The sequence below is a fragment of the Shewanella sp. 10N.286.51.B7 genome (assembly GCF_002873615.1).
Classification (GTDB): Bacteria; Pseudomonadota; Gammaproteobacteria; order Enterobacterales; family Shewanellaceae; genus Shewanella; species Shewanella electrodiphila.
In genome coordinates, this window is the sequence record NZ_MCUF01000035.1 from 92,441 (window position 1) to 116,900 (window position 24,460).

General features: G+C 40.6%; 18 protein-coding genes. 10 read left to right on the plus strand and 8 right to left on the minus strand.

What is annotated here, in order from left to right; translation table 11 throughout:
• The first annotated feature begins 26 nt into the window (after window positions 1-26).
• Together BCU84_RS10955 and BCU84_RS10960 are read left to right on the plus strand one after the other, a co-directional pair.
• Window positions 27-716 (plus strand): DUF2057 domain-containing protein, encoded by a 690-nt coding sequence (locus BCU84_RS10955; protein WP_102528120.1) that lies wholly within the window; start codon window positions 27-29, stop codon window positions 714-716.
• A 283-nt stretch (window positions 717-999) separates the two neighbouring features.
• A complete protein-coding gene (locus tag BCU84_RS10960) occupies window positions 1,000-3,240 on the plus strand; it encodes a penicillin acylase family protein (protein WP_347231189.1) in 2,241 nt (746 codons plus the stop codon).
• A gap of 96 nt (window positions 3,241-3,336) precedes the next feature.
• On the opposite strand, the gene BCU84_RS10965 is transcribed toward BCU84_RS10960, so the two are convergent.
• Window positions 3,337-4,299, minus strand: coding sequence for a TDT family transporter (locus BCU84_RS10965; protein WP_102528122.1), 963 nt, complete (start codon window positions 4,297-4,299; stop codon window positions 3,337-3,339).
• A 242-nt stretch (window positions 4,300-4,541) separates the two neighbouring features.
• On the opposite strand from BCU84_RS10965, the gene BCU84_RS10970 reads away from it, so the two are divergent.
• Window positions 4,542-5,441 (plus strand): LysR substrate-binding domain-containing protein, encoded by a 900-nt coding sequence (locus BCU84_RS10970; protein WP_102528123.1) that lies wholly within the window; start codon window positions 4,542-4,544, stop codon window positions 5,439-5,441.
• Window positions 5,442-5,481: 40 nt separating this feature from the next.
• On the plus strand, window positions 5,482-5,883 hold the full coding sequence (locus BCU84_RS10975; RefSeq protein WP_102528124.1) for a thiol-disulfide oxidoreductase DCC family protein: 402 nt from the start codon (window positions 5,482-5,484) through the stop codon (window positions 5,881-5,883).
• A 98-nt stretch (window positions 5,884-5,981) separates the two neighbouring features.
• On the opposite strand, the gene BCU84_RS10980 is transcribed toward BCU84_RS10975, so the two are convergent.
• The 4 genes from BCU84_RS10980 to BCU84_RS10995 form a co-directional block, all read right to left on the minus strand.
• Entirely contained in the window at window positions 5,982-6,356 is a 375-nt protein-coding gene (locus tag BCU84_RS10980) for a hypothetical protein (protein WP_102528144.1), read from the minus strand.
• Between the two features lie 129 nt (window positions 6,357-6,485).
• Entirely contained in the window at window positions 6,486-7,250 is a 765-nt protein-coding gene (locus tag BCU84_RS10985) for an alpha/beta hydrolase (RefSeq protein ID WP_102528125.1), read from the minus strand.
• A 51-nt stretch (window positions 7,251-7,301) separates the two neighbouring features.
• Entirely contained in the window at window positions 7,302-8,321 is a 1,020-nt protein-coding gene (locus tag BCU84_RS10990; RefSeq protein ID WP_102528126.1) for a M14 family zinc carboxypeptidase, read from the minus strand.
• 125 nt (window positions 8,322-8,446) lie between these two features.
• Entirely contained in the window at window positions 8,447-8,884 is a 438-nt protein-coding gene (locus BCU84_RS10995) for a PACE efflux transporter (protein ID WP_102528127.1), read from the minus strand.
• 155 nt (window positions 8,885-9,039) lie between these two features.
• Here BCU84_RS10995 and BCU84_RS11000 point away from each other — a divergent pair, with 155 nt between their 5' ends.
• Together BCU84_RS11000 and BCU84_RS11005 are read left to right on the plus strand one after the other, a co-directional pair.
• The gene (locus BCU84_RS11000; protein WP_102528128.1) at window positions 9,040-9,954 is read left to right on the plus strand and encodes a LysR family transcriptional regulator; all 915 of its coding nucleotides are present in this window, start codon (window positions 9,040-9,042) and stop codon (window positions 9,952-9,954) included.
• A 160-nt stretch (window positions 9,955-10,114) separates the two neighbouring features.
• Window positions 10,115-12,184, plus strand: coding sequence for a TonB-dependent receptor (locus tag BCU84_RS11005; protein WP_102528129.1), 2,070 nt, complete (start codon window positions 10,115-10,117; stop codon window positions 12,182-12,184).
• A gap of 175 nt (window positions 12,185-12,359) precedes the next feature.
• On the opposite strand, the gene BCU84_RS11010 is transcribed toward BCU84_RS11005, so the two are convergent.
• Both BCU84_RS11010 and BCU84_RS11015 read right to left on the minus strand, forming a co-directional pair.
• Window positions 12,360-12,905: a response regulator gene (locus tag BCU84_RS11010; protein WP_102528145.1), complete on the minus strand. Its 546-nt coding sequence runs from the start codon at window positions 12,903-12,905 to the stop codon at window positions 12,360-12,362.
• Window positions 12,898-14,157 carry a HAMP domain-containing sensor histidine kinase gene (locus BCU84_RS11015; RefSeq protein WP_102528130.1) on the minus strand — a complete coding sequence of 420 codons (1,260 nt, stop codon included), beginning with the start codon at window positions 14,155-14,157 and terminating at the stop codon, window positions 12,898-12,900. The genes BCU84_RS11010 and BCU84_RS11015 overlap by 8 nt, the downstream gene beginning before the upstream one ends.
• A 457-nt stretch (window positions 14,158-14,614) precedes the next feature.
• On the opposite strand from BCU84_RS11015, the gene BCU84_RS11020 reads away from it, so the two are divergent.
• Window positions 14,615-16,531 carry an EAL domain-containing protein gene (locus tag BCU84_RS11020; RefSeq protein WP_102528131.1) on the plus strand — a complete coding sequence of 639 codons (1,917 nt, stop codon included), beginning with the start codon at window positions 14,615-14,617 and terminating at the stop codon, window positions 16,529-16,531.
• Window positions 16,532-16,891: 360 nt separating this feature from the next.
• Here BCU84_RS11020 and BCU84_RS11025 read toward each other — a convergent pair whose 3' ends face one another.
• Window positions 16,892-18,358 carry a carbon starvation CstA family protein gene (locus tag BCU84_RS11025; RefSeq protein ID WP_102528132.1) on the minus strand — a complete coding sequence of 489 codons (1,467 nt, stop codon included), beginning with the start codon at window positions 18,356-18,358 and terminating at the stop codon, window positions 16,892-16,894.
• Window positions 18,359-19,481: 1,123 nt separating this feature from the next.
• Here BCU84_RS11025 and BCU84_RS11035 point away from each other — a divergent pair.
• Genes BCU84_RS11035 through BCU84_RS11045 form a run of 3 tightly spaced genes read left to right on the plus strand, consistent with a single transcriptional unit; the run spans window position 19,482 to window position 24,179 of the window.
• On the plus strand, window positions 19,482-21,569 hold the full coding sequence (locus BCU84_RS11035) for a TonB-dependent receptor (protein ID WP_102528134.1): 2,088 nt from the start codon (window positions 19,482-19,484) through the stop codon (window positions 21,567-21,569).
• 8 nt (window positions 21,570-21,577) lie between these two features.
• On the plus strand, window positions 21,578-22,117 hold the full coding sequence (locus BCU84_RS11040) for a YfiR family protein (protein ID WP_102528135.1): 540 nt from the start codon (window positions 21,578-21,580) through the stop codon (window positions 22,115-22,117).
• Window positions 22,118-22,121: 4 nt separating this feature from the next.
• The gene (locus tag BCU84_RS11045; RefSeq protein WP_102528136.1) at window positions 22,122-24,179 is read left to right on the plus strand and encodes an EAL domain-containing protein; all 2,058 of its coding nucleotides are present in this window, start codon (window positions 22,122-22,124) and stop codon (window positions 24,177-24,179) included.
• Window positions 24,180-24,460: the final 281 nt, after the last annotated feature.

A 24,460-nucleotide genomic window follows, 5' to 3' on the forward strand; every position in this document is an offset into this window, starting at 1 on the left:
CGGCCCTTAGCTCTAATGAGAATAAAATGAACTCAAAATCCTTATTTTTTAGCCTATTACTATTAACCCTTACTCCATTAGCATATGCTGCCAGCGTGTTAGAGCTCCCAACAAGTGTTGAAGTTAAAGTGCTCAATGGCCAAGTTTATAGCGGTGATAGAGATATAAAGCTTTCTGAAGGTGAAAACCAAATTGTATTTAATTATGTGGTCAACTATCGCGATAATGGCATGCAAACCCAATTTAACTCCAATGCTGTAGTGTTAACGTTTAATGCTCAGAATGACCGATATGAGTTAACGTTGCCAACAATTCGCAATAAAAATGCTGCCAACAAGTTCAATAAAACCCCCAGTATGACTCTCACCAACAAGCAAGGAAGTACTGTTTCTTTTCAAAGTGAAGCTTTGATTAAAGCTGGCTTACAAATTGGTCGTGATTACCCAGAAGAAATGATTGCCTACAATCAAGCTGGCCACATTGCTTCAGTGCCACGTTTCGCACCTGCCGCTCAGGTAGCAGTAGTACCTATTGCCGCAACGGCGGCGTCAGCTCCATCTATCAATCATCCAGCTGAACCTGTCACACCAAACCTTGCCGTTAAACCTAAAACCATTGCTGAAGATCAAGCCGAAATCGGCGAAATGCTTGATTACTGGTATAACAAAGCTAATGATGACACCAAGGCGAAATTTAAAGCCAAAATCAATCAATAAACCTAATTTAAGCCAACTCAAAACAAGTGCAGTTAGCTCAAACTCAGCGATGCAGAGCTAACTGATTCATTTTTATTTGCTTTTATCTGTAAAACTTCAAAAACTACTTTTAACATTTCAATAACCTTGGTTATGATAGGCAGGTCACTCCAATGGGTAATTAAACATGTCAGTCAGCCTTAATAAGGTTTTACAATCCAAGATAACCAAATACACACTTGCCTCGCTGCTTTTGTTTTCTTCTGCCATTATTTTAGCCGTATACTGCGTGTTAAGGCTGAGTATGCCAAGTCTATCCAACACTATTATCAGTGAAGATATTTCAGCACCAGTCACCATTGAGCGTGATACCTTAGGTACAGCAATCATAACAGCTAATAGTCGCATTGATGCCTCTTACGCCATCGGCTACGCCCATAGCCAAGACCGCTTTTTTCAAATGGATTTACTGCGTAGAAACTCAGCGGGCGAACTTTCTGAAATCTTCGGTAAAGCTGCATTAGACCTAGATAAGAGTCGCCGTTTTCATCAGCTTAGAAAACGTGCCCAACATATTTTTGAACAACTTCCAGACCAAGATAAAGCCTCTTTAACGGCATACACTAAAGGCGTTAACCAAGCGCTTGCCGACCAAACGGTATTGTCATTTGAATATCTTTTAACAAATTCATCTCCCCGTGAGTGGCATGAAACAGATAGTTTGTTAGTGATTTACAGCATGTACCTAGATTTGCAAGGCAACACAATCAAACGCGATATGGCATTAACCCAATTACAGCAAGCTTTTGGCAATGATATGCTCGCATTTTTAATCCAGCCTAGTCATCATCAAGCAGCATTAGATAATAGCCAAATAGCGCTTTACCAAGGCAGTATTCCACAACTTGAAGAACAAATTCTCATTAGCGCGATAAATCAAGATATTGAAGAGCCAGTAGAAGTGGGCAGTAATAACTGGGCAGTGACTAGCCAATTAACAGGTACTGGTCGCGCCATGTTATCTGATGACATGCACTTATCTTTTGCTGTGCCGATTATTTGGTATCGCGCTCAACTCAACTACCCTAGCACTCATCGCTCAGATGCAGATAAATCAAATAACATAAAGCAAATTACAGGGGTATCTCTGCCTGGCGCCCCTGCCATTGTTGTTGGCTCTAACGGAAAGTTAGCTTGGGGCTTTACCAACAGTTATATCGATACTGCAGATTGGATAGAGATCAGCTCAGACACTGAAATAGAACTTGAGTACGAACCCATTGATTTACCCGAAGGCCAAGTTAATTATACCGTTCAAGTATCCAAATATGGCCCTGTCAAAACTGTTGCCGGTATCGACTATGCCTTATCTTGGGTAGGACATACTGATTATGCCGTTAACATGGCATTGTTATCTTTAGAGAATGCACAAAGTGTTGAGCAAGCAACGGAGTTGGCTACACAAATCGGCATTCCAGCGCAAAATATGCTGTTAGCAGATGCTCAAGGGAACGCCGGCTGGAAAATCGCAGGAGCAGTTCCTGCACGTGATAATCCTTCCGATACAGCCCAATCCACTAATGGTTATCAACAAGATAATTGGCAGCAACAACAAGCAGTAATGCCTGAAATGATTAATCCTGACAATCATCGTATCTGGACTGCTAATTCAAGAGTTTTATCTGCTGAAGCGCAATTAAGATATGGCGATGGCGGCTATGCCCTTGGCGCTCGCGCCGCGCAAATCCGCGACCGATTACTGGCTAATAATAACTTTACTGAAGATGATTTTTATCAGTTACAACTGGATAATGAAGCGCGATTTTTAGTGCCTTGGCAGCAATATTTACTTTCGGTGCTCAGTGAGCAACCTGTGTTATTTGCTGAAGATATTAAACATATTTCCAGTTGGGGCGAGTGTGCCTGTGCTGACTCTGTGGGTTATACCCTCGTTAGAAAATTTAGAACTGCGTTAATCGATCAAACCTTTGCCCCTATTGAAACCGAGCTGAAACAGCGTAGTAGTGGCTTATCGGCTATCAAGCGTTATTTAGAAACACCTATGTGGCAAATATTGAATCAGCAACCAGCAACATGGCTACCTAAAAATCATGCTAATTGGCAATCCTTTGCTGTCTCGGCTTATCAAGATTCCACTGCAGCTTTACTTAAAAAACATAGTCCAAAGAAAAAACTAACCGATTTACGCTGGGGCAAGGTCAACCAACTGACCATTCAACATCCCTTTTCGAAACAATTGCCGCAATTAAGTCGTTGGCTAGATATGCCTACAATTGAAGGTTTTGGTGATAGCTTTATGCCTGCTGTACAAGGTAAATCTTTTGGCGCTTCACAACGCTTCATTGTGCAACCTGGGGCAGAACAAGATGCCATTATGTCGATACCTGGCGGTCAATCAGGTCATCCCTTGTCCCCCTATTACCGCAATGGTTATGAGCAATATGCCAAGCAAAAGCATACGCCTTTATTACCAACTGAAATTGAACATAAATTAGTGATAAACCCTTTCGTGGATAGTCATTAAAGCAAGTGGTGCTAAACCAACAAGCGCTAAAGTAAATGACAGCAAAGCCAATGACTCATTTTGATTGGCTTTGCTACACCTGCCTTAAACGTTTTTTTAAACGCTAACCTTTGTCCCACCTTGGTAGAAGTGAGCATATCGAAAAGCCACATATGCAACGACCACCGTGGCTATAGTTAACTCTACACCTGCCAGTAACCTAACTTGTTGAACATACTCATCTGCCATGCCAATGCTTTCCATCCAGGTCACCATTTTAAATAATGCAGTGGCACCAATCACCATAGGGAACGTGAAAGCCGCATAACCAGGGCTAAATGGTAATTGCAGTAATTTAAAAAATGCCAGGTAGATTATCGCGGTCATTAACACTGCAATGCCGAACAATAACGCGATAATCACTGGAGAAGGATCCGCAGTCACCGTTAAGTAACCGGCCAAGGATAAACTGGCTGGTGCGGCAAGAATAGCCAGTGTCGGTTTAGCAGCATCTGGAATTTCATGGGTAAACATAAGACGATAAATCATCATTGGTAACATAATCGCGTAAGCAAACATGCCAAACACTAATGCGAGATGCGCTAAAAAAGCTAATTGAGGGTTACCTGAAAATGAAACGTCAGCAACTATAATCCCAACAGGTGGTACAAACCAACTTGGTACCATGTGATGTAATTCAAAATCCTTAGCGCGGTGATATAAGAAGCTGACTAAAAACACAATATGGAGCACTAAACCTAACAGCCATAATGCATCGCCAGCGATAGCTGAAAATTGGCCTAACGAGTTAGACACCACCATGGTTGCCATCGCAAAAGTGGGCACGACACTCCCCACCACAGGGTGCGATAAATCTTGCTTTAAGGTATGAGAATGGACCAGAAATTTAAACGTCAGTACCAATAATAATACGCTAGCTATCGCTGCACTGAGCCATTGACCTACCCCATGTAAATTGGCCAAACTTTCCCAGCTCCAACCTAGGCTTGCGATACCTAACGCCAGCCCTGCCATAGGTGTAGGTGCCATTAATAACCTAAGTTTTGCTTTCTGAATCATAATAACCTCAAGCTAATTATTGCGATTGCTTAGCCTGATATTGCGCTATCAACCGCGAGGAATTGTTTAATTAAGGCCATAATACGCTTGCTATTTGTTTGTATATATCCAACAATTTAAAACATGGGTTAATTTAAATTGAACGTATTTGTAATTACTAACCTTAGTACGACCCTCAATACGACTCTCAATACCAACCTCAATAAAAGCCTCAATCCGGATCCAATTAAAATGAGACAACCATGAACCCGCATATTTCTTTTAAACAGTTGAATGTCTTTAGCGCGATCACCCAACATAAGACTCTTACCGCAGCGGCTGAACATTTGTGTCTCTCAAAAGCTGCCGTCAGCATGGGGTTAGCTGAACTTGAAAAGCAGTTAGGACATCCGCTCTTTGATCGAGTGAATAATCGTTTAATACTCAATCAGGAGGGTCATAAACTGCTGCCGCTTGCGGATGAGTTAATCAACCGACTTGGCGATATCAGTCTGATGTTTAACGATGAGCAAGTCATGTCTGGGCAGCTGCGTATTGGCAGTAGTGACACTGTAGGTAACCATTTAACCCCCATAATACTCAGTGCTTTCAGGCAGCAATATCACCATGAATCACAAAGTTTGTTCGTATCAAACTCAGCACATATCTGCCAAAAACTGGTGGATTTTGAGCTAGACATTGCCCTGATTGAAGGTGAGCACCATCACCCAGATATTATCGCCATCCCTTTTAGCCAAGATGAGATGTGTGTGATTAGCTCGCCTAATCATCCTTTAGCAGCAAAAAGCATGATTGAGTTAAGCTCATTAGATAACAGTCACTGGGTATTACGAGAGCAAGGCTCAGGCTCAAGGGACTGTTTTATGCAAAATCTGGCGCCTCATATAGGGAATTGGCATACGAGTGTTGAGCTAAATACTACAGAAGCACTGATTAATTCAGTCGCTGCAGGCTTGGGGTTTGGTTGCTTATCTAATATTGCAGCGCAATATGCTTTAGAGAGCCAGCGAGTGAGTAAAATAAATGTACCTGTAGACATGCAAAGAGAGTTTTGGATATTGATCCACAAAGATAAATACCAAAATCCGTTATTAAAGCATTTTATTGAGTTTTGTGTGAAATGGGGAAATACTCAAAAGTAGATTCAATAGAGAAATACATACAACAGGGTGCTTAGGGAAAATGAAGACACAACACATTATTATCTTTGATGGCGTGTGTAACCTATGCAATGGCGCAGTCAACTTCATCATTAAACGTGATCACAAAGATGTGTTTGCTTTTACGCCAATGCAAAGTGAAACCGCGCGAGCGTTAATGACTGAGTATCAATTGGAAAATATTGGATTTGATTCGTTTATTTTAATAAAAGATGGAAAGTATTTACTAAGAAGTGATGCCGCGTTAGAGATAACTAAAGATCTGTCAGGGCTTTGGTTTTTATGTAGGGTATTTAAGGTGTTACCCACTGGGGTTCGGGATTACTTTTACCGTGTTTTAGCTCACAATCGTTACCGTATCTTTGGAAAAAAAGAGACTTGTATGCTTCCTACACCTGAGCTGAAAAGTAAATTTTTAAAATAATGGCTTTATTAATACTAAGCGACTACATCCCAGCTACTAAATCTCAACTACTAAATCTCAACTACTATATCTCAGCTAAGTAAACCAAGTTAAATCGCTTACTGAGATTCAGCGACTTTAACGGTTACTCGCTCCTGATTCGATAAACGAATTTGAATACCATCAACAGTGGTAATTCGCTGGGCTTCAATGTCTTTTTTACGTACTTGGTAGCTTGCCGACATGGCTTCGATTGGAGAAGATATAGTGACCTCAACAACGGTATTGTCATCATACCAAGTCCAGCCCCAGTAACTTGCAGACGCTAGCATTGACACTGCAATCATGGCGTAAATAACAATACGGCTAAAAAATGGTGAAGCATCAGCTGCAATGTATTTCTCACTGCGAGCCACTTTACTGCTTCTTCCACTGCGTAAATACGCAAAAGCACCGGCTATTACTAAAAGCGTCACTAAAATTTGTGTCAGCACAACATCTTCCACCCGTCATTGATTAAACTCGATTATAACTAATCTAAATTAATTTAACGTTATCTAGCCCACATGACCAGAGCATGATTGAGTTGATAAGCGAATATACATTGTGTTGGATAACAAAACCTATGATGCCGATTCAGAAATCGTATCTTGAATCAATTGTCTTATTTGATCAGGGTGGTCAAGTGTAGCGTCATGACCGCACTGTTCCACTTGCAGTAACGGGGTATGATAAAACTCCGCTAATGCTTTACTGCATTTAGGGTTCGCCAATTTGTCTTGATTAGCTCCGATAACGCTCACACGGCAATGACCAAACCAAGTGCATTGATAACGTGCGGCGGCGTATATTTGTCTCGCACCATTAAATATACTGGTGTGCAGTTGACTGCGCATATTGCCCCAGTCGCTAATAACACTTTCGTCATCAGCTTTTGTTACTGTGGTGTAATTGAGAACACAAGACTCAATAAAGCTTAGATTTGCTGCTTTATGTCGATGCCAAATAGAACTGATTAGTGGTCTTAATTGAAAACGCTGATACCAAGGTGACAAGTTACCAGCACTGGAGTTAATCAAAACCACATGACGTACTTGTTTATGGCGTTGTCTGGCCATCTCTAAAGCAATCATGCCACCCATCGACACGCCAATGATCACTAACTCTCGGCTAAACTCTGGATTATCGTTAAGCCCTTTATCAATTTGCTGCCAAATGTCATCGCTGTAATTACCAATCGTTAAATGACTTGGCTTCGAAGCTAAAGTCCCATTGCCAGTTGCATCAGGGGTTAATACGTCTATTCCTTCATCACGCAGCTGAGCGTCAAAACCATACCAATGACGACTATCTCGCATTAATCCACGTAATAACACCCAAGTTGCCATCAGAATACTCCTTTGCTACGCCTGTGAATTAAGCTGTTTCTATCAAGATGCTTAAGGCTTTTTAGCCCAGTATCGCTCAGCGTCAGTTTGTAAACGCTCAAATTGTGCTTGGTTAATGTTTTCAAGCACATTAGCGTAAGCCGCTTCAATTAAGAACTGCATTAATACCACGTGTCGGCGTAATATTCGATGGTGTCGATGTGTTTTTTGCGGATTAAAATAACCAGAGAAATTAAAAATTTGCCGAGGATTCTTCTTTACCCATGCCCAAGAGCCCATCTCAAGCGTTAATGGAATAAAGGGGTTATTACTGGGGTTTGTTTTAGCAAGATAGTCCCAAATATCACCATGAGTTTGATAAAAATGACTTTGAGGGGCAAGTTTGTAATGACCATGATGTGGGTAACCGCGATCAAATAATTGCTTTAAGTGATAAATATAGCCCATTCCTTCAAAGGGTTTACGCGTATGGGCATACGGAAACCAAATATGGTCTGACAAACCAAAACCTGAATGAGCATCTAAGGCGATAACACTGGTACTTGAGTCTTGCAATTGGTGAACATAATCCACCAGAACTTGTGTTTCAGCTTCCATCCCCTTCTTGCCCCGATACCACGGCAACTTGTTAGTGAGCCGATGCCCCCCAACTAAAAAGGTCACTTTTTCTTCTGCATCAATAGGGGCATTACGCATTAAGTCAACATAATTACCATTGCTGCGTGAACCTTGTAAAAAGCCCACAGGATTTGCGACGGGGACAAATGCTAAACGCACTTCTTTTAGTAATGCTTGTAAATGGCTATCCCAAGAAAGACGATTCAACAAACTGCCTAAAAAAGCTAATACGACTTGAGCACCAATGCGCTCAACCCCATGTACACCTCCGACAAACAACACCGTTGGGCAAGGTGCATCTTGCTTACCAAGTTCAATAGCTGTGACAGATAATGGTTCACCGCGATAATGTAAATCCAATAATGACTGGTGCCGAAATAGACCTTGATACTGAGCAATCAATCTTTTGAGAGTATCAATTTCAAAACTGTGCTCGAAGGAAAACTTTGCCATTCACCTCGTCCATTTCTAACAAATAATGATTAGGCCAGGATATAAACCTAACCCACAAATGAGACAGATTAATGACAAAAACAAGCACAGCTTTGATTGACTAAATATTACGTAGGCGCTCGATATTATTGAGTATCAAGCGCTACCTTGTTGCGATTAAGCATGACACGAGCACGAATATGATCGTATGCATAGTTATAGACATAGGCGTAAACAGTGATGAAAACTGTCACACTGATATCTAGCCAGAATGCCTCTATCAATGAAATCCCTAAAATATAAGCCATTACGGGGATAGTGAGCATTAATAAGCCTGCTTCGAAAAAACCAATATAAATCATTCGCTGAATGACAGTTCTTTGCTCTCGAGGTTCGGTGTAAAACTTATCGAAAATAATATTAAAGATGAAATTCCATCCCATGGCTATTGTCGCAATAGCTATCATAGTTCCTGAAAGGGAGGCTAACGCATAATCAGTAAATATCATCAAACCAATAACTGAACCAATAATGGCAAGAAACTCAAACAACACAGCATGAAATATGCGCTCTACTGTAGACATAACAACCTCAACTTACTTTACACATAGGATTCTGAATTAAATCGAGTTGGATTATGACCTGCATATTCACCTAACAAAAGTTAACAGCCATCACTAAAAGTGATAGCTTAATATGACTGATACGAAGTGATGCTACACAATAAGGCGATAATTGAATGTACAGTTTAGAGCAACTAAAAATATTCATTACCGTTTGCGATACCGGTTCTTTCTCTGCAGCGGCAAGGAAACTGCAGCGAGCGCAATCAGGCATTAGCCAAGCAATTTCCAATTTAGAAGTGAGTATTAATCAAACCTTATTTGATCGTAGTGGTAATACGCCATCACTGACCAAAGAAGGTGAAGCTTTACTCCCAGCAGTGAAAGCCCTCATGCTGCAACAACTGCATTTTGATCAAAAGATAGCCTCTTTAGAATTACAACATGAACACGAGTTGATCATTGCTATCGAAGAAAGCTTAATCAGCCCTGCATTACTGAGCCAATTAGCTAAATTGGCTGATGAGTTCCCGATTACTAATATCGAGATCATCGCAGAATCAACACTGGATATTGGCCAGCTCGTCAGTAACGGTAGTGCTCATATGGGGATAGTTTATGCAGACGGGAAAATCCAAGATCAAGTTGATTTCAGCACCATTGGTTACACTCGATTCATTACACTTGCTGCCCCGAGTCACCCTTTAACCCAAATGCGCCGTATTAAAGACATTGATTTACGTCAGCACAGGCAGGTCGTACTTCGCGCCAACACAGGGCAAGAGCTGTGGTTTAGTTATGGGATTAGCTCACAGCGATGGCATGCCAATAGTCATTATCTTATGAATGAACTGACTCAACAAGGAGTCGGTTGGTCGATTCTACCTGAGGAAATGGTTACACCAGCCATAGAGGAAGGCAAACTCGTCAAGTTAGATGTTGAATACGAGCCCAATGGTTGGATTAATACAATTGACTGTTTAGCGAGTCGAAGATTACATCTTGGGCCTGTATTTCTTCGAGCGAGGGCCATTATTGAGCAATATATGCAAACCCAAAATGACAACAACATTTTTATTATGAAAAAGTAATGAGCTAATTAATGCACTGACCCAAACTTCTGTTGGTTACATTAAAATGGAATAAAGCTGAATGGCCCTGCGACATCTTGTCGCAGTTTAGGACATTCTAATTGTGTCCCCCCTAAATAACACAGAGCATTAACATACGATTCTTCAATAAAAACATAATATGAAGCTAAATTTATCTGTGTACTCTTTGTTATCTGCTTTACCTGTTGCCGCACTAAGTACCCTCTTCCACTGTAACGCTCAAGCTGATGAAATCATTGAAGTGATTAACATCAGCGGTTCAGTGGCCACGCCTATCATGCTTGTTAGCCCCAAAGATATCTCGCCAACAGTTGATATTGCGCAAGCGGTTAACGCATTACCAGGAGCTGCAGTGAATGCTAATGGGCCTTTAACCGGTATGGTTCAATATCGTGGCCTGTCTGGCGATCGTGTTAATAGTAAAATTGATGGTGCCAGTCTTGCTAGCGCAGGGCCTAATGCCATGGATACACCGCTAAGTTATGCCAGTATTAGCATGACTGAGCGAGTTGAGCTTTATCGTGGTATTGCACCTGTATCATCGGGTATTGATACATTAGGTGGCAGTGTAAACGTGATTCAAACTCAGGTTCAATTTGAGCAACACTCAGCGGAACTAGCAGGCCAATATCAAACCAATGGTGCTCGCACAGCCATTAGCGGTAAAGCTAATCTCGCTAATGATAGTCACGGTATTCTCGTCTTTGCAGATGATATGCACGGCAATGACAATAGCGAAACCGGTAGTGGCAATGACATTTCACCCACCACTTATGACAAACAAGTTTTTGGCGGTCAATATCGATTTAACCTTGCGGATAATACCCGTCAAAATGAATCCATAGGCATTAACTATCTGCATAGTGAAACCACAGATGCAGGCACACCCGCATTACCAATGGACATTGATTTCATTCGTACTGATAGAGTTAAATTCGATGGTATACACACACTCAATGATTGGGAAATTAACTGGCATCTGGCGTACAGCGACGCCCGTCATGGTATGGATAACTTTTCTGAACGCAATTTAATGCCATCTATGGGCGCACGTTACAACAACGCTGATAGCACTAGTTATGATGCCCACTTTTCAATAAGTAACGAGCAATGGCAATGGGGAGTAGACAGCCAGTTAAGTGAACATGACTCTGTGATTACCAATCCTGAAAATCCAATGTTTTTAGTCGATAATTTTTCTGGCGTCAGTGATGATAAATATAGCGCCTTTGTGCAGTGGCAGCAGGCCTTTAATGCTTGGCATTGGGAGCTTGGAGCTCGGGTTAAATATTACCAATCCGATGCAGAGCAAGTCAGTCACTCTATGGCGATGATAATGCCTGCAGTTAATGTGTTGATGCAAAGGTTTAATAACGCCGATCGCGCGCATTCAGAAACCGGCATTGATGCAGTAATTAATGGTCGTTATCAAGTGAGCCCACAGCTTAGTTGGATTATGGGTTTTGCACATAAGCAGTCACCCGCCAGTTATCAGCAACGCTATTTGTGGGTCCCCATGCAGTCAACGGGTGGTTTAGCTGATGGGCGCACTTATGTCGGTGATGTGTCATTAGCATTAGAAACCGCTTATCAGTTTGAACTTGGTGCTGATTATCACGCAGATAAACTCACGATTAGCCCACGGGTTTTCTATCATCAAATTGATGATTACATTCAAGGCATTCCTTCCACTGATCCTGCGGTGATTATGGCTGCGGCAATGATGGGCGACAGTAACCCAATGCAATTTGCCAACGTTGATGCAGCCCTAATGGGCATAGATATCAACGCCAATTATCAACTCAATGATGAATTTTCTTTTGATATGTTAGCGAACTACATCAGCGGCGAACGTAAAGACATTGATGATAATCTCTACCGTATTGCGCCACCTAAAATATTGCTAGGCATAAACTATCAACACAATGGCTGGCGTGCACGCATGGAAGCTGTGGGGTTCAGTGCACAAAACAATGTCTCAAGCACCCAGTTAGAGCAAACGACATCAGGCTATGGCTTGTTCAATGCTTCAGTGGGCTATGACGCTGATACTTGGGGGCTTCAAGCGGGTGTAGATAATCTATTTGATACTGAATATGAGGATCACTTAGCGGGATATAACCGTGTTATGGGAGGCGATTTAATGCCAGGCGAGCGTATGCCTGGTGTCGGGCTACAAGCTTGGGTAACGGGCGAGTATCGTTTCTAAGCACAGTGTTATTAGCACAGTGTTATTAGCACAGTGTTATTAGCACAGTGTTATTAGCTTAGGGTTACTAGCTTAGGATTAAGCTCCTGCTAACTCAAGGTATCATGAACATTAAGGCCTCATTGAATGAGGCTTTAATGTTGGATGAGAGCGTAGATATGAGTTTTGGCGCGAGTTAGGCTGGACGATTATCTGCTATCGGTTTTTTAAGTAACTTACGTTGCAGCGTGCGACGGTGCATACCTAATAACCTCGCGGTTTCTGACACATTGCCATTATTGTTAGCAAGCACTTGTTGGATGTGTTCCCACTCCAGACGTTTTGGGCTAATAGGCTGTTCTGTAAACGCTACAGAAAGGTCTTCATCTTCTATTTCAATGCTCAACGCATTGAGTAAGGTTTGCGTATCCACAGGTTTCGCTAAATAGTTATCTGCACCGAGCCTTATCGCCTCTACTGCGGTTGCGATGCTGGCATAACCTGTCAGCAGTACCAACTTAACCTTGGGTAATAACCCCCTCAATGGCTTAATCAACGTAAGGCCATTTTGCTCAGCAATCTTCATATCCAATAAAATATGACTAGGATTAAACTGTCTGGCCATTAATAAGCCTTCACTAGCATCATTACACTGCGCGCATTCAAACCCTTGCTTAGTCAATCGCCTTGCTAACGCTGCTGACAGCGCTAAGTCATCTTCAATGATTAACAATTTATTCATCATAATTTGCTGGCAACATCACAGATGCGATAGTGCCTCCTTGGTTATGGCGTGACAAACTTAATTGACCACCTAAACGTTCAAAGCTTGCATGACTAAGTAACACACCTATGCCCATGCCTTTTGGATTACTAACCACATTATTACCCAGTTCAGACAACTCTTTTGCATTCATGCCTTTGCCGAAATCACGAATATTGAAACATAATTGTCCAGAGTCACCTGAAGTCACTGATAAAGTCACCTGCGCTTTTTGGATGTTTTCTAAACTGGCTCTCGCGCCATTTTCAATTAAGGCCAGTAACGCTGGCAACAAGCTGGTATCAGCATTCACTGCGGGATAAGCAGTTAAAGTATCGATTTCAATGGTGAGCTCAGTTTCAGGCATAAGTAATTGCACTTGCTCATGTAAGTTACTCACTAGTTTATCGACTTTTTGAGGGTAAGCTTTTTGCTGACGAATGGATTCGGTGGCCAATCTTAAATCGGCTAAAGTGGTTTCGCATCGAGTTAAAGCTTGTTGCATTTCAGGCTCGATGTCTTTTGCTGTGCCATCTTCAACAAGTTCATCGACTAGCAACCTTAAGGTGGATAAAGGCGTCGCCATTTGGTGTGCCATTTGCGCAGAGACGGTGCCTAAAGCTAACAGTTTTTCTTGACGTAATTGCGCTTCACGTAAATAGCTTAGTTGGGCATTTTTTTGTCTCACTCGCTTTGCAATATAACCAACCGTAATCGTGAGTACCAAGGCCGAAATAACAAAGTTAAACCACATACCAAGGTAGTGTGAACTCATATCCATGCCATGATGACGAATCCGATTTTCTGGCATAGTCAACATCATCAGGGTGTATAAACTGGTCGAAAGAAAGGTCAGTATCCACGGTGCCCAGCGCGGAAGTGTTACCGCACCAATAGCGACAGGTAATAACAGCAGTGATACAAAGGCGTTAGTTGCCCCACCGGTGTAAAAAAGCCAAGTAGACCAAAACAGAATATCAACGATCAGTGTTATTAATAAAATAGATGGGGTATTAATACATTGAAACCGATAGCGATAACAAAAAGCCACATACACAGCTTCAAGGAACAAGACATAACTCAGTTCATTGGGCGGACGAGTTAAATCGAATAACTCTATACCAAAAAAAATCAACCCGAGTTTTAATAGCAGATTGAGTAGCCTTAGGAATGCCAATTGCTCTTTATTGCTGTTCAAACTTCCTACTATATGACCTGTTTTTGATAACATGGATGAGAAATGCCCTTTCAACTTTCTTAGTTTGAGTCATACATTTAATCATGAACTCTATTAGAAAAACGCTACACCCAACACTTATTTAAAACTAAAATGATAAAAGTATAAACTGTAACTTAAATAACATACTTCAAGTTTAAAACTATTTACACTGCGAACAACTTAAAATACAACATTAATTCAACATCCACTAAACGTTCCTTGCGTAACTAAGTTCGGTTTGTAAAAACAAATAATCTCTATTACAGCAGCACATATGTTATGAAGTTATGTATCAAGTTGTATCAATGGTGTAACACAAATAACTTAACCATTTATATTTATTAGACTTTATATTTATGACTAATATTGCCATTATTGTATTCGTAGATATTTAGATTTATAATTTCGCACCAGGTGAAACAAGGTTTAAACCTAGTTGTAACATCACAGCGATGCATTAAGATATTTTATGACCAAAATTTCAAAACTAATTTTTACCTTTGTCAGCTTCTTTTTGATGCTGTACGTGTTACTTGTAATTAGTTTTAATCAGGGTTTACAGGCTATTCATAGTAATAACTTTCATCATAAAATAATCGATGTAAATAATTCTGATGTCGTCAACGTCAATGCCAGCTGGGAAAAGTTTCTTTTTCTTGAAAACGATATTGTAAAATCTGAGCAATATTATTTCGCTGTATTAAATAGGGCTGAATCAAGCCTCAGTGTGATTAAAATAAAAGATGTGTTCAGTGAAATGATCATGTTCAGTAATATCCCACTTTTACTCATGGTGCTACTCGCCTACGCAATCCCTTTTTATATAAGATCAAAATCTCAAAAAAAGAATAGCGCTTCATTAGATTTTATTCGTAGTGAAACCGATAAGTTACTCGCTAATTTTAATATCGATTTACCTCAAGGTAAGCAAGCTAATACACTCTCCCAGATCAGCATCGCCCTTAATGAGCTCAATAAGCACGTAAAAGAACATAACATTCAAACTCAATTAAGCATTTACCAAGATAAACTGACAGGTCTGATTGATCGTCATGCCTATTTAGAACACCTTGAATCGCAACTGCAAAAAGCTGAACAGACAGGTTGCAAACAAGCCTTACTCTTCATCGATTTAGATGGCTTCAAACAAGTTAATGACTCTTTCGGACATAGTTTTGGTGATGAAATACTGATTCAGGTGGCTGAACGACTCACTACCGTTGTGCGTAACAATGGACTCAGTAAACTGAGCGAATCATTTGCCCTAGAACTTAATTTATCTCGCTTGGGTGGTGATGAGTTTTCTATTTTTATCGACAACATCGAAGATAACTTGCGAGCCGTAGAGGTGTCTAAAAACGTCTTACAAGAAATTGAACGCGATTTCGTACTTGGCAATAAAGTGATTAAAATTGGTGCCAGTATTGGTATTGCAACCTACCCAGACAGCGCTTCAAATCCGAATGCATTATTACAAATGGCCGACGTTGCCATGTACCGTGCTAAGACTGATGGCCGCGGTATTTTCAGAGTTTACTCGCCTGAAATGGGCAGTAAAATTCGCCGTTATCATTACCTGCTCGAAGAGATTCGCTTAGCAATAGCCAGTCAAAACTTCACTTTGTCTTTTCAACCTATCGTAAATGTTGACGATTGCAGCATTGATTACTTCGAATCGCTGGTACGCTGGAACCACCCGGTGGAAGGCCCTATTTCACCCGCTGAATTTATTCCTATTGCCGAAGACTCAAACCTCATCATTGAACTAGGAAATTGGATACTATTTGAAGCCTGTCGCCAAATGTCAGCTTGGCATAACGCAGGAATGAACAAAGTCAGAATGTCAGTCAATATCTCTGGCGTACAATTAAAGTACTTACCTATTTATGACTGGGTTATGGACACCTTAACTAAAACAGGTTTACCACCAAGTGCCTTATTACTTGAGATAACTGAGTCTTGCCTTTTCCATGCCTCCGAAAAGATTATTCAAGATTTGGAAAATCTACGTAAAGAAGGGGTATTAATTGCCATTGATGATTTTGGTACGGGGTTCAGTTCATTATCCACCCTTGCTAACTTACCTGTGGATGTGATTAAAATTGATAAGTTGTTTATCGACCAAGCCACAATTAACCCTAAGTACGAAAAAATATTAAATTCAATCAGTGGCTTAGGGAAAACATTAAACCTCAAAGTCGTGGCTGAAGGGGTTGAAGTTGCCTCGCAGTTTGAATTGATCAAAAACCTTGGTATTCACTGCGTCCAAGGTTATTTGATTAGCCGCCCTGAATCTTCCTATGATGTCGGCAATAAGGTGATTAAGAACAATTTAAATCATATTGCGTTGACTGGTACAGGCGTCTGCTCACCGTCTAAGTCATGATACATGGGTGACAACCTCACCCTGCTGTCTCTTCAATCAATGCTCAATGCTCAATGCTCAAATATAAATTATTATCCTTTATAGGCAAGAATGTAGTAAGTTGCTGGCCTTTGCCGTTCAAGCCCACTTGCCCGCCAAGTTGTTCCTTAAAAGCTGAATCAATTCCCAGACTGCGCAATCACTCGTTAAAGAGTATTGCTTAATCTCTAACTCATCAGTGATTCAATCGCTTTTTATTGATTCACAATTAACTGCAGCTGATTGCGACTAACGGTTCATTCTTATCTCGATTTTACTTGTTGTAAATATCAGCAACAAAAAAGGACTGCCAATGCAGTCCTTTTTGATTATAGCTAACGCTTATTGAGTCACAGCTTTTCGCTTGTTATGTGCGATGATAAGCCCAATTAAGCAGACAATACCGGTTGCGATACCAACAGGCTGACTTAACGACTGGGGCAAGCCTAAACCAATACCTGCAGTCATAATGTAAGACACGGTGACACAGGTACCAATAATCGCCGGCAAACTCACAATCCAATGGAAAGTACCACGGTCAAATAAGTACTTAGTGGCTAACCATAAAACACTGGTTGAAAGCAGCATGTTTGAGAAAGCGAAATAGCGCCAAATCAAAGAGAAATCAATTTTAGTCATAAAGTAAGCAATGATTAAAATTGGAATCGCAACTAATAGACGGTTACGCATGCTTTGAGGAATATTAAACGCATCGATAATTGTTAGACGCAGTGAACGGAAAGCGGTATCACCTGACGTAATAGGGAAAATAGCTACGGCGATAATCGCCATAATGCCACCCGCAACACCTAGGTAAGTACTGGCAACTTGGTTAACGACCAAACCTGGACCACCAGCATCAAGAATACTTTTCAGCTCAACATAACCACCAGGGAAAGCAGCAATACCCGCTAGTGCCCATACACATGCCACAATACCTTCAGACATCATTGCACCGTAATACACAGGGCGCACGTATTTCTCGTTCGTCAAACAACGCGCCATAATTGGCGCCTGAGTAGAATGAAAACCACTAATTGCACCACAGGTAATAGTTACAAATAGTAATGGCCAAACAGGTAGCCCATCAGGGTTTGGCGCTAATAAATCATTGTTGTAATGGCTGTGGTCGAAGTAAGCAAATATATCGCCAACTTCTGGTAACTGTGGCGCACTAATTAATAAAGCAACTGCGATAGAGGTTGTCATCACAATCATCAATAAACCAAAAATAGGATAAAGCTTGGTAATGATTTTATCGATAGGCAATAACGTTGCTAAGAAGTAGTAAGCTAAGATTAATACAACCCAAAATACGTTATTAGCAAAAATGGTCCCTTCAAAGTATTCAAGATTACTCAGAAGACCTGCTGGACTCATAATGAAAACAACACCGACGAAGAATAGTAACATCGCAGTGAAAATCAGCATCACGCCTTTAAAGTAGATATTAAAATAGTGACCTGCGATTTCAGGCAAACTTTTACCATCTTCTTTGATACTTAGCACACCAGAGAAGTAATCGTGAACAGCACCGCCAATAATATTACCAAGCACAATCCATACTAATGCGATTGGGCCATATAACGCACCAAGAATTGGACCAAAAATTGGACCGACACCTGCAACATTAAGGAATTGAATCAGATACGCTTTAACAGGATGAACTTCGACATAATCGACACCGTCCTCAAAACGTTTTTGTGGTGTTTTTGCGTTGGGGTCAATGTCTGCTTGACGCTCTACGAAAGGACTGTAGAACTTGTAAGCGAGGATTAACAACGCAATACAAATAAAGAAAATTAACATTTTTTATAGTCATCCATACTTGGTAGGGTATTTGAATAGCATTGAGTGTCATTCACTTAGTGTCATTGGTCAAGCAACTGCCTATTATACCAAAGTAGGGGTTGCCAGCCTCAAAGCACTACTGCAGGTGAAATGTTGATGGGGTGTAAACATCTCTGCCCTGCGATATTTCAATTAAAGGATAAAAAGGAGCGGCTTACGCTAGTATTCAGGTTTTACCCAGCGAATTGAGTCACTTGGTGAGTTTTTGTACAAAATAAAAGCCAGCCATTGTTAACAAAAATTTCTTGCAAAACAGTTAATTCTAGCCCGCTGATACAAATATTTAATCCTGTTAATTAATATTAAAAAGTTAGAGCAAGCTCTAATTTCTCTCACACGAATGCCCTTTGTTATCACTTTAAATGAATTTATATATCCGCTATGGGTTTAAGCTTGAATTCACAAGGCAATGCATATGAATTCACCTAAAACTAGCACTAGCACTAGCACTAGCACTAGCACTGCAGCATTTACCTCAACAAAACGATAAAACACTTCTTTGAATATATTTAAGCGAGTAACCTCACCACAGCTCAAAATGATTGATAGGCGTAACCAATCAAGCAAGTAAATATTTCTTACATACTGGGCGTGTTGATCTTTCAGGGCTGTTTTGGCAAAAAATTTACTTAGATTGCTAAACGGCAATTCATTCGCTGCACCTAACCCGTTTTTATCTCGAATATAATTCAAGCAGCAAAGCACAACACGTCCTGAATATCAGACTATTAAAAAAATAATTTAAGAGGGGATTTTAAAGCTGATTAACAGCAAAAAGCGCACAAGTTCAATCTTTAGTATACACTTACTTGTAACCTGTCCGTAACAGGTGTAACGTCATTTGTTGGTTAGAACTTTTAGATTAATCAATCATTTAATAGCAAATAAAACTGGTTATCATTCTTGTTCTTAACTTGCGAACTTCAAGACCTTCGATAAACAGTCGATAGCGTTACAGTAATATAAAGCAACCAATTATCTTCTTCGTCACAAGGGTGCATAAAAAGAATTAACGCAAACAGCAATGTCAACATGGTGAGCTTGTATATAAAATAAAGGCAAAGCGCGATGTATTGAGTAAATGCGTATTTATACTGTCGGAGAGCAAACATTGAAAAAAAACATTAACTTATTATTGGTCCTATTAGTTACTTCTCCTATAGCTCAAGCGGTTGACTCACTTGAAGATTTAGATTTAGAGTCTTTAATGGCAATGGATGTCCAAGTGACTTCTGCAATGAAACGTTCTCAATCAGCCTTCGATACCGCCAGTTCAATTTATGTCCTCACTAAAGAACGCATTACTCATTCGGGTGCATCTTCTGTTCCTGAAGCCTTAAAAATGGTCCCAGGACTCGTCGTTCGCCAACTTGATAACAACCAATGGGCAATATCAGCTAGAGGAGTCGCTTCAAGATTCTCCAGCAAAATGTTGGTCATGATTGACGGTCAAAGTCTTTATACCCCGCAGTTTTCAGCAGTGTATTGGGAAACCCTCAACGTGCCTCTTTATGATATTGAGCGCATCGAAGTGATCCGTGGTCAGGGTGGACAACTATGGAGCAGTAATGCCAATAATGGCGTGATCAATATTATTACTAAAAACAGCATTGATACTCGCGGCCTGTTTGTGGACGCAGCTAGCGGTAGCCAAGTTAATATTGATGCTAATATTCGCTATGGTGCTGATATAGGCAGCAGTGGAAGCTACCGTGTTTATGGCCACGTGAAAGATGGTAATGCTTCTAAAAAAGGCCTAACTGTTGAACCCAATGACACCACAGAGCAATACTCCTTAGGTGGTCGACTGGATTTTTCTCTCAATGATGACTGGTCTGGTTTTATTCAAGGCGATATGACGGAATCAACACTTGGACAAAACTATCGCGGTGTTGTGGATGATACTAATGAAAATGTGACCTTTTCTGGTGAGCTAGAACGCACTGACTCACGATTAATGGCTCGGCTTGAAAATAGAATATCTGACTCAGCAAATCAAATGATCCAAGTATCGTGGCTGGATCAATCAGGTACCCAAACCTACCTTCAAGAAGAATTTGAATCCTTTGATATTGATTATCAAATGAACTTTATTTATCAAGCTTTACAGCTCGATTGGGGATTAAATTACCGCTATAGCACGATTTCATTTGAAGATAGCTTATTTCTTCATAGTGATAAAGACTTCGATAACCTACAACAATTCGGCGGCTTTGTTCAGGCACAATTTGCCCTTATTCCAGAACAACTTGATTTTGTTATTGGTACCAGAGCTGAGCATAATGACTTAACTGATTGGGAGTATCAGCCTTTAGCAAGGTTGCTATGGAAACCCGAAGACAATCAAGTACTATGGACATCAGTATCCCAAAGTGTTCGTATCCCCTCACTTATTGAGTTTAATGATAATTATGCCATTAATGGTCAGAAAGTTAGCGATGTTTTGCCTTTATCAACAGGCATTGAGGCAATAGACGATTACCACATAAAAACCTATCTCAATGGCAATGATCAAGTCGAAGCAGAAACGTCTTTATCCTATGAGTTAGGTTATCGTTTATCGCAGGATGCCTGGAATATTGATGTATCTGTGTATCATACGGAAGCTGAAAACGTTGCTGTTATTGATATTGACCCTAACATGGAGCAGTTTTTACCTGTTCTAGCCCTTTTCCAAGCAGGTCAAATACAACTGGCTTCACAAGCCTTAACTCAAACAACCATTCAATTTGATATCGTTTCTACCGCTGATGTAACCACTCAAGGCGGCGATATTGTGTTGTCTTGGGTACCTGCTGAAATGTTTAACGCTGAGCTAGGTTATAGCTATAACACCTTCGATTATGATCTTCCTGAGAATACTTTTCCAGCCATTGGACGCGACTCTACAACTCGACAAATTTTTGCCAAAGCAGATATTCACGTATTTGATAACCATAATATTTTTGCCTCGGTAAGAGTAGAAAACAGTGATGCTTATCAATCAGAAAACTACACCTTGCTTGATTTAACATGGAGCTGGGCACTGACTCCTGACTGGGTTGTCTCGGTCACTGGAAAAAATTTATTTGCAGGTAGTCATCTTGAATATGCAAATCGACAAGAAACATACACTATCCCCAATTACATTGATGAAAGTGTATTGTTCAAAGTAACGGCGAACTTCTAATTAACTTAATGCGCAATATCACTTCGTTTTTACAGGTTTTACTATTCTCATTCTTGCTACTCAGTAGCCCGAATGCAAATGCGGCTGAGCAAGAACACGCACTCAAAGCAGGTTTCCTATATAACTTCGCCCGCTACGGAAATTGGCAAGATAATACCACCAAGGATGAATATTTTAATTTGTGCAGCGCTGACGCCGCTTTTGTCGATACCGCACAATCAACACTTAAGCAGCGAAGTGTCGATGACAAACCTATTCTGATTAAACAAATTCAATTTGAGGGAGAACAATTTAACCATTGCCAATTGTTATTCATTACCTCTGAAACATTCATCCAATGGGTCAACTGGCACAATGTTCACCCTAAAGCTTTAGCCAACACTATGATTGTCGGCGAATCAAAAGGCACCATTGAAGCTGGTGGTCATATTCGTTTTTTCATTGCCAGTGGTAAAGTAAGGTTCGAGATATCACCGCAACAATTACAGCAATCTGGTATCACCATGAGCTCAAAAGTACTGCGACTTGGTCGCGTGCTGGATAGGTGATGCCATGACTAGATTCTTCTCGATGAACACCATCAGCAAAAAGTTACTCATGATTTTAATGGGGGTCTCTTTTGCGTCCATTATCACCGTTACTTTTGTATTCAGCGCCTACGAACTTACCACTGCAAAACGTGAGCAAGTTGATGGCTTACAAACCATCGCTAAAATGCTATCTCCCAATATTACAGCCGCAGTTCTATTTGATGATCAAGACGCAATACAAGAACTGATCGAGCCTATTCTACTTCGCGGCGATATTGTGTCAGTCACAATTACTGATAACCAAGGCAAGGTACTGGCATTTGTCAGTAAAACGCCCCGTGAGCCAGACAATATTTTAAACCCACCGATAAATGTAACCCAAATTAATAACCCTCTGACATTAGATGAACAAGAGTATGGTCAAATTCACATCTTAGCCGATGAAAGTTATATCACTACTCGCGTTAAATTCTACGGCCAGTTCATTATCATATTGTTGATATTTGCCCTAGGGATCAGTTTTTCACTGTCGCTCATCTTACGGCGCCGTTTCTTAAGCCCAATATTGCATTTAGCGACTATTGCAGAACGAGTATCTGACTCCAATGACTATAGTTTGCGCGCCAAAGAGTTATCTCATGATGAAGTTGGCAAGCTAAGCGCTCACTTTAATGACATGCTTGAAACCATTGAGCAACGTGATAAGCGCTTAGAAAGTCAGGTAAAAAGTAGAACCGAAGAGCTTGAAAGCGCTAATGAGAAATTACACCAATTCGCTTATCAAGATGGCTTGACCGACCTGCCGAACAGACGTTATTTCTATGAAAAATTGCAATCATTGATAGATACTGAAGGAATGATTTTCGCCCTTATATTTATTGACTTAGACGGGTTTAAAGAGATTAATGACACCCTTGGTCATGATTACGGTGATTTGTTGTTACAACAGGTCGCTAAACGCCTGAAAAACTGCGTTCGTGGTCATGATACAGTGGCTCGTTTAGGTGGCGATGAATTTACCTTAATCGTTGAAGGCATTAATGATCAACGTCGTGCCAGCGAAATTGCCGAGGTCATTAAAAGCAGTTTAGTGCAACCGATTACCATTAAAAATGAGCAAGTTTATATTACCAGCAGTATCGGTTTAACCTTCTTCCCTAGCGAAGGTAAGACCATTGAAGATGTGGTCAAACACGCAGATCAAGCAATGTATTTATCCAAAAGTAAGGGACGTAACCGTTACGAGTTTTTCTCTTTTTCAATGGAAGAACAAGCATTGGGTAAAAGACGCCTTACAGAAGAATTAAGGCAAGCGATTAAGTCTGAACAGTTCCAATTATTCTATCAACCCATTGTTAATATTGACGGCAACCAATTAAAGAAAGTAGAAGCATTAATCCGCTGGAATCATCCTAAATGGGGTTTAATTGAACCTAACGACTTTATTCCAGTAGCCGAAGAAAGCGGGCTTATAGTGGAAATTGGTAATTGGGTTCGTCAGCAAGTTATTGCTGATGCAATTGAGTTTTATCAATTACAGGGCACTGTAATACAAATTAGTGTAAATACATCCCCAACCGAAATAGATCGCTCTGGAAAGTGGATCGATCAATGGATATTAGATTGTAATAAGTCAAAGCTACCACATGGTGCTTTTTTAATTGAAGTAACAGAAAACACTTTGATGACACCAGACTCGTCTATTAAGCAACAATTAAAGCTACTTAATAACAACGGAATTAAAGTTGCCATTGATGACTTTGGCGTGGGTTATTCATCTTTAGCTTACCTGCAAGAGCTTGATATCGACATCATCAAAATCGATCGTTCATTTATAACCAATATTACAACTAACGAAAGCAGCGTCGCATTAGTAAAAGCAATTATTACTATGGCCCATAATATCGGCGTACAAGTTGTTGCGGAAGGAATTGAATCTCGCGCCCAGCAGCTGTTGCTTAAACAGCTATCATGCGATTACCTACAAGGCTTTATGTTTTCCACACCGCTAACCAAAGCAGACTTTTGTCGTCAATACCTGCAAAGCAATATTGAACCTAAACAATCTAAAGGTCATTAGGCGTGTTGCTCGCTTGGCTGAGTTAGGTGTAACAAATTCCAGCCTCAAAACTTGTTAGCTACTTTAAAAACAAAGTCGTGATGCTTAGTTAACACCTGAGTTAGACCGTAAATTTCCTTTCTATATTTCCAAACTTCGTTTGGATTAAAGTCGTGGGTTTTCCACCCACACCCGACCAAGAGGGTATCAACTGCAATACCCTCTTGGAACACCCCGCAGCCCCAACGAAAAATGCTGAAAAGCGCATATTTTCAACGGGGATTGATCCAGCTTTAAACTTC

Bases quoted from the DNA above. Each gene is read 5' to 3' on its own strand.
- BCU84_RS11040 (WP_102528135.1), top strand. From the start codon at position 21,578: ATGCGCAATATCACTTCGTTTTTACAGGTTTTACTATTCTCATTCTTG.
- BCU84_RS11035 (WP_102528134.1), top strand. From the start codon at position 19,482: ATGCGTATTTATACTGTCGGAGAGCAAACATTGAAAAAAAACATTAAC.
- BCU84_RS11020 (WP_102528131.1), top strand. From the start codon at position 14,615: ATGACCAAAATTTCAAAACTAATTTTTACCTTTGTCAGCTTCTTTTTG.
- BCU84_RS10990 (WP_102528126.1), bottom strand. From the start codon at position 8,321: ATGGCAAAGTTTTCCTTCGAGCACAGTTTTGAAATTGATACTCTCAAA.
- BCU84_RS11005 (WP_102528129.1), top strand. From the start codon at position 10,115: ATGAAGCTAAATTTATCTGTGTACTCTTTGTTATCTGCTTTACCTGTT.
- BCU84_RS11010 (WP_102528145.1), bottom strand. From the start codon at position 12,905: ATGAATAAATTGTTAATCATTGAAGATGACTTAGCGCTGTCAGCAGCG.
- BCU84_RS10960 (WP_347231189.1), top strand. From the start codon at position 1,000: ATGCCAAGTCTATCCAACACTATTATCAGTGAAGATATTTCAGCACCA.
- BCU84_RS10970 (WP_102528123.1), top strand. From the start codon at position 4,542: ATGAACCCGCATATTTCTTTTAAACAGTTGAATGTCTTTAGCGCGATC.
- BCU84_RS11025 (WP_102528132.1), bottom strand. From the start codon at position 18,358: ATGTTAATTTTCTTTATTTGTATTGCGTTGTTAATCCTCGCTTACAAG.
- BCU84_RS11045 (WP_102528136.1), top strand. From the start codon at position 22,122: ATGACTAGATTCTTCTCGATGAACACCATCAGCAAAAAGTTACTCATG.
- BCU84_RS10985 (WP_102528125.1), bottom strand. From the start codon at position 7,250: ATGGCAACTTGGGTGTTATTACGTGGATTAATGCGAGATAGTCGTCAT.
- BCU84_RS11015 (WP_102528130.1), bottom strand. From the start codon at position 14,157: ATGTTATCAAAAACAGGTCATATAGTAGGAAGTTTGAACAGCAATAAA.
- BCU84_RS11000 (WP_102528128.1), top strand. From the start codon at position 9,040: ATGTACAGTTTAGAGCAACTAAAAATATTCATTACCGTTTGCGATACC.
- BCU84_RS10955 (WP_102528120.1), top strand. From the start codon at position 27: ATGAACTCAAAATCCTTATTTTTTAGCCTATTACTATTAACCCTTACT.
- BCU84_RS10995 (WP_102528127.1), bottom strand. From the start codon at position 8,884: ATGTCTACAGTAGAGCGCATATTTCATGCTGTGTTGTTTGAGTTTCTT.
- BCU84_RS10965 (WP_102528122.1), bottom strand. From the start codon at position 4,299: ATGATTCAGAAAGCAAAACTTAGGTTATTAATGGCACCTACACCTATG.
- BCU84_RS10975 (WP_102528124.1), top strand. From the start codon at position 5,482: ATGAAGACACAACACATTATTATCTTTGATGGCGTGTGTAACCTATGC.